Raw genomic sequence first — 4,594 nt, forward strand, 5'->3', positions numbered from 1 at the left:
GTTCATAGCTTAGAAAACCCAGGAGAGCTGCCACTCGAAATGATCGAAGTACAAACCGGCAGCCATTTAAGTGAAGACGACATAATACGATATCAAGATAGCTATGGGCGAGGCGTGACATACGAACAATCTGATTCATCTCAAATCAACAAATCGAAATAAAGCAGTGACCATCAAGTGAAATCAACATTAGACCTTAGCTGCTTTAAAAACAACGATGTCCGCGGCATCATTGGTGAACAAATCAATGAACATCTCGCCTTTCTGCTTGGAAAGGCATTTGGCGAACACGTACTTTTTGCTTCACCTGAAACGTCACTCGATGACTCAGCTCAGGTAGTGATTGGCCGTGATAACCGCGAAACTTCCATTTCATTACAAGACGCCATGACAAGAGGCTTAATCGAGTCTGGTATCACCGTCGTAAACTTAGGAGTGACAGGGACTGAAGAAGTCTATTTTGCTACCCGTCATCTTAATGCTATTGGCGGGGTGCAAGTTACCGCAAGCCACAACCCAATCAATTACAACGGCATGAAATTGGTAGGAGCTGATGCGAGCCCAATCAGCAAACATAGTGGGTTAAATGCGATCAAACGGAGAGTTGAGGCTTTAGGTAAAACATGTAATAGCAATAACACTGATGGTAATACACCTAATTACAGGTTCCAGGCTAACCTAGCACCTCAGCACTACACCGGCTCTAAATCGATAAGTATATTAGCTCCCTATGTAGATCACTTGCTCTCTTATATAAATCCTTTCGAACTCACACCAATGAAGATTGTGGTTAACGCAGGTAACGGTGTTGCAGGACATGTTATTGATGCGCTAGAAAGCCGTTTTATAAATCTTGGTGTCCCAATAAAGCTGATCAAGGTTAATCATAAACCAGACGCTAAGTTTCCTAATGGGATCCCTAATCCGTTAATAATTGAGAATCAAAACGCGACAAGAGAAGCGGTTTTAAAGCATGCCGCTGACATTGGTATCGCTTGGGATGGAGATTTCGATCGTTGTTTCTTTTTTGATGAAACAGGTCGCTACATAGAAGGCTATTATATTGTTGGCTTGCTAATCGAAGCATTCTTACTCAAAGAGCCTAATGCAACCGTGTTACACGATATGCGTTTAACATGGAACACGATTGAAGTGGCCAATAAACTTGATGGGAACGCTATCGCTGTTAAAGCTGGACACGCTCTTATCAAAGAAGCAATGCGTAATAAAAATGCGGTTTATGGCGGTGAAATGAGTGCTCATCATTACTTTCGTGACTTTGGATATTGCGACTCAGGCATGATTCCGTGGCTACTTATCATTGAGCTAATATCAAAATCAGGGCGATCTCTCTATCAACTCACCCAAGCAAGTATTAGTAACTTCCCATCGTCGGGTGAAATAAATCGTACAGTCTCAGCTCCAAAACAAGTCATCGAAAACGTGCTCAATCACTACAAGAATAGCGCGTTGACGATCAGTGATATCGATGGCATCAGTGTTGAAATGAGTAACTGGCGTTTCAATTTAAGGATGTCAAACACAGAACCATTAATGCGCTTGAACGTAGAATCCAGAAAGGATCCGAAATTGCTCGCTGAGAAAGTCGATGAATTGTTGTCTTTTCTCGTTTAAAAAAAGCAGATAGCTCAAACTAAAACAGCGTCCAATAAAAAGTAAGCCGCAGTAAAAAGCCCTCGTTTACATTCACGAGGGCTTTGTAATTTTTGGCCTACCTTTTGGCAACGAACCTACTTATTACGGCGAGCTTCCACTGCATTCGCTAACTGGCGAAGCACTGTTTCAGTATCTTCCCAACCGATACACGCATCAGTGATAGACTGACCATATGTCGGAGCTTTGCCGTCCACTAAGTCTTGGCGACCTTCAACAAGATGAGATTCAATCATCACACCGAAAATGGCTTTGTCACCATTCGCAATTTGTGTGCTTACATCATCAGACACATTAATTTGACGTTGAAACTGCTTAGAGCTGTTCGCATGACTGAAATCGATCATGACCTTCTGTGGGAGGCCTGATGCAGCTAGCTCTTCTTTTATTTTACTTACATGCTCAGCACTGTAGTTTGGCTCTTTACCGCCCCGTAAAATAATATGGCAGTCAGGATTGCCTGCCGTTTCAATAATTGCAGAATGACCGTACTTTGTTACTGATAGGAAGTGGTGCGAAGCACTTGCCGAACGAATCGCGTCTGTTGCAATTTTAATATTGCCGTCTGTACCATTTTTGAAACCAACTGGACAAGATAGACCTGAAGCAAGTTCACGGTGAACTTGAGATTCAGTAGTACGTGCACCAATTGCCCCCCAACTTATCAGGTCTGCCACATATTGAGGTGTGATCATGTCAAGAAATTCACTTGCTGTTGGCATACCAAGGTCCGTTAGGTCCAGCAGTAGCTTACGTCCGAGACGAAGACCGTCATTTAGCTTAAAAGTGTCATCCATGTATGGGTCGTTGATTAGGCCTTTCCAACCCACTGTTGTACGTGGCTTTTCAAAGTAAACACGCATCACGATTTCAAGCTTATCGCCAAGTTCGTCACGCAGTACTTTTAGACGCTTACCGTATTCAAGAGCCGCTTCTGGATCATGAATCGAGCATGGGCCAACAATCACCAACAGGCGATCATCACTTTCTTCTAGAATATCGTGAATGGCTTTACGGCTTTCAAAGGTTGTAGAAGAAGCAGTTTCTGTCGCTGGAAACTTCTCTAAAACAGCAACAGGGGGTAATAATTCTTTTACTTTGTTAATTCTTACATCATCAGTCTGAAACATTGCTTACTTCTTCCTATTTTCTATCCTTGAGCTGAATGTACGTCGTCTCACGTAACTTTCCATCAGCACTAATCTTCTTGTTCCCTGTAACTTAACTAGTAAAAACTCTAGTTTCAATCACTAATTAAAAAAAAAGGCAATTTTTTTTGTGTTTTACATAAACAACACCCCGTATAAATTAGTTTACACCCTATAAATGACGAAACTTATATCAAAGTAGGACCCGCTATTTTTCAAACTCCGCCCTAGTCATAGAATATTTTGAAGCTGGATAATAAAAAAGCTCACGTTATTAGCATGAGCTTAGATTTATTCACATTTTTTCAATGGCTTGACGACACTATCAAGTCCTTCGATTTTCAAGGCCAGACACAATTTTAACAAGTCACCCAGCTCACCAGATGGGAAGCCCTTCTTAGCAAGCCATAAACTTAGCACATTTCTTCTGAATTTTAAGAGCGACATCACATCATCAAACCTCAGTTTGTAAATAAGCCTTCTCAGTAATGGCAGATATTGCGACACAAATACGCAGTGAATGCGTATTTGTAATGATTAGCCTCGCTGATTATCAACAGTTAGATCAACAACATTCCAACCATTCTTAAGCGCAATATCTCGCTTATCTTCTGGAAACCTAGAGTTATCTATGGCTACACCAACTAGCTGCTTGGGTCTAGTCATCGCAACATATAACTGCTTCATAAATTTAGGCTTTCTTACTCTCTATCTTCTTCCCATCCACTTATACCGCTCCGGTGATTTGAGCAATCGGAACGGTGAAAGAACCCAACTTATCTGCAAAAGGAAAGTACAACATACCAAGTAGATTTTGAGCATAATTCATTCATACGGTTAGTACTTCCTACTTCCGTCATTTCAATTACATTCCATCTGATTCAACTCAATGATATGCTTATAAGTGCTTAGGTTCATCATCTGCCCCGTTGGTTCTTAAAAATCATCGGGGTTTTCTATTACAGGGGCTCATCGGCTATTGCCCTTCGTCTAATTTCTACAACACCTGTAGATAACTTCCACCTAGTTTTGCGGAAAACGCATGCGTTTTGATGCATGAACGTGAAGAGGCTCGACTACGTTAATCCACTATGCTTTGCGTCCACGCCCAAAAGCACGTCAGAAAAACATCTCTAATTTTCGGGAAAACGCATGCGTTTTGATGTGTGAAAATGAAGAGGCTTCGCTATGTTAATCCACTATGCTTGGCGTCCATACCCAAAAACACGTCAGGAAAACTCCGATGATTTTCGGGAAAACGCATGCGTTTTGGTTGTGCTGAGCGGATGGTGAGTGCCGGACACAAGCACAAATATCTTCCTCTGTGTCGTTCATGACTCTGATGGTTGCTGATAGATTTTACGGAAAACGCATGCGTTTTGATGCGTGAAAGAGAAGAGTCTCGGCTACGTTAATCCACTATGCTTTGCGTCTATGCCCAAAATCACGTCAGGAGAACTCCACTAATTTTCGGTAAAACGCATTCGTTTTGGTTATGCTGAGCGGATGGAAAGTACCGGAAACATGCATAAGTATCTCACTCTATGCTGATTATCACTCCGGTGGTGCCTAATAGGTTTTACGGAAAACGCATGCGTTTTGGTTGTGCTGAGTGGATGGTGAGTGCCGGACACAAGCACAAATATCTTCCTCTGTGTCGATTGTCACTCCAGTGGTGCCCAATAGATTTTACGGAAAACGCATGCGTTTTGGTTATGCTGAGTGGATGGTGAGTGCCGGACACAAGCACAAATATCTTCCTCTGTGTCGAT

At 42.1% G+C, this 4,594-nt stretch carries 3 protein-coding genes and 2 pseudogenes; 2 read left to right on the plus strand and 3 right to left on the minus strand.

Annotation, left to right across the window (positions count from 1 at the left end; all coding sequences use genetic code 11):
• A pseudogene (gene cpsB / locus ACED48_RS19075) lies at positions 1 to 162 on the plus strand (mannose-1-phosphate guanylyltransferase/mannose-6-phosphate isomerase); the annotation flags it as partial.
• A gap of 15 nt (positions 163 to 177) precedes the next feature.
• Complete coding sequence (locus tag ACED48_RS19080) at positions 178 to 1,635, plus strand: phosphomannomutase/phosphoglucomutase (protein WP_017058640.1); 1,458 nt, start codon at positions 178 to 180, stop codon at positions 1,633 to 1,635.
• A gap of 116 nt (positions 1,636 to 1,751) precedes the next feature.
• Here ACED48_RS19080 and aroG read toward each other — a convergent pair whose 3' ends face one another.
• From aroG to ACED48_RS19095, 3 genes and pseudogenes are all read right to left on the minus strand, one after another.
• A complete protein-coding gene (aroG, locus tag ACED48_RS19085; RefSeq protein WP_017058641.1) occupies positions 1,752 to 2,804 on the minus strand; it encodes a 3-deoxy-7-phosphoheptulonate synthase AroG in 1,053 nt (350 codons plus the stop codon).
• A 309-nt stretch (positions 2,805 to 3,113) separates the two neighbouring features.
• Positions 3,114 to 3,233 (minus strand): annotated as a pseudogene (locus ACED48_RS19090) (putative quorum-sensing-regulated virulence factor); the annotation flags it as partial.
• A gap of 126 nt (positions 3,234 to 3,359) precedes the next feature.
• Positions 3,360 to 3,509, minus strand: a complete 150-nt coding sequence (locus ACED48_RS19095) for a hypothetical protein (protein WP_017058642.1) — start codon at positions 3,507 to 3,509, stop codon at positions 3,360 to 3,362.
• Positions 3,510 to 4,594 lie beyond the last annotated feature (1,085 nt).

It is taken from the genome of Vibrio sp. 5S239, assembly GCF_041439575.1.
GTDB lineage: Bacteria > Pseudomonadota > Gammaproteobacteria > Enterobacterales > Vibrionaceae > Vibrio > Vibrio kanaloae.